Source organism: Bradyrhizobium sp. 138 (assembly GCF_023074075.1).
GTDB lineage: Bacteria > Pseudomonadota > Alphaproteobacteria > Rhizobiales > Xanthobacteraceae > Bradyrhizobium.
Map to the genome: position 1 here is coordinate 1 of NZ_JADPKT010000013.1, position 1685 is coordinate 1685.

A 1685-nucleotide genomic window follows, 5' to 3' on the forward strand; every position below is an offset into this window, starting at 1 on the left:
TGCAGCACGCTCTGCTGCGACTGGTTGGCCAGCGACAGCGCGGAGACCGCGATCGACTGCCGGGTCGACAGCGCCTGGCTGTTGGCCGCTTCGACGTTGGTGTCGGCCAGCGTCAGGTTGGACGAGCCGGTCTGCAGCACGTTGATCAGGTTCTTGTTGAAGTCCTGACGAACCTGCACGATCGTCAAGTTCGAACCGAGGCTCGAAGCTTCCGAACGCAGCGTGCTCGAGGCCGAGTTCAGGTTGGTCAGCACCTTGTTGGTCGCGGCGTTGTCGATGAAGTCGACACCGCCGGTCAACGCAGCGAGGCCCAGACCCTTGGAGTTGTAGGTCACGCCGGTGATGCTGAGGTTCGACTTGCCGGTCTCGTCGAACACCAGCTTGAGCTGGTCACCGTTCAAGAGGTTGACGCCGTTGAACGAGGAGTCCTGCGCCGTCGAGTCGATCTGGTTCAGGATGTTGTTGTACTGAGACACCAGATTGGCACGCGAGGTCTGGGCAACCGTGTCCTGGACGGGGCTGGAAGCCGTCGAGAACGTCAGCGCCGTCGTCAGCGTGCCGCCGATCGCACCACCCGCCGCCGTCGATCCGATGGTCGAGGACGCGTAGTCGTTGGTGGTCGAGACCGTCAGCAGGCCGTTAGCGTCGATCGTCGCCGTCAGGTTGTTGGCCTGGAGCTTGGTGTTGAGCTGATCGAGCGTCTTGACCGTGCCGTTGGTGCCGTCGCCGAAGGTGACGTTGACCGCCGTGCCGCCGTTGAAGGAGGAGAAGGTCAAGGTCTTGCCGGTGAGGCCGCCGACGCCGGAGGTGCGCGCCGCGGTGAAGGCGGTCGAGGTCCCGGTGTTGCCGGCGAAGCCGAGCGCATTCAGCGCGTTGCCGGTGCCGGTGATCGACAGATCGGCGTTGACGCCGGTCGAGAGCTTGAGCTGACCCGAGGCGTTGATCGACGAGTTGGTCTGGCCGGTGGCCGTCGCCAGCGTCGCGGTGCCGTTGGCGTTGACCGTCGCGGTCTGCACGCCGGTGGCAAGGTCGATCGCCTTCAGCACGTCGTTGATCGTGCCGCCCTGCAGATAGACCGTCGAGTTGCCGGCACCGTCGGTGAGCACGTTACCGCTGGAGCCATACCCGCTCGGAACGCTCGGAGCACCGGTCGAACCCGGGATCGGCGCGTTCTTGAAGGTGATGACGTGACCGTCGACGTTCAGCGTCGAGCCGTCCGCGATCGTCGCACCGAGCGAGGCTGAGCTCGTGGTCCGGTTGACGCTCACGGTGGCGTTGCCGCCGCCGACCGACGTGGTCAGACCGAGAGACTTGAGCAGGTCGGCCTTGCCGGTGACGCTCAGATCCGCACCCGTCGAGCTCTTCAGCGTGACCGCGCCGCCACCAACGCTCGAAGCGGTCTGGTTGACGCTGGTTGAGATCGTCGCAGCACCCGCGGTGATGGATGCCGTCTTCACGCCGCTGGCCAGATCGACCGCGGTCAAGAGATCGCTGACGGTCGCAGCCGGGGTACCCGCCGTGCCGAGATAGACCGTGGTGTTGCCGTTGCCGTCGGTGACGAGATTGCTGCTGACGCCCGAACCGGTCGGAACCGCGCTCGACGCCGGAGCCGAGCCCGAGCGGAAGGTGATGGTCTTGCCGTTCACGGTCAGCGTGTCGCCGTCGGCCGGCTGGGCGTTGCCGGC

The 1685-nt window shown here is 65.8% G+C and carries 1 protein-coding gene; it reads right to left on the reverse strand.

The genetic code is table 11. From position 1 onward, the window contains the following. A partial coding sequence (locus IVA79_RS08400; RefSeq protein WP_247551786.1) for a DUF1522 domain-containing protein occupies nucleotides 1-1685 on the reverse strand: 1685 nt, incomplete at both ends.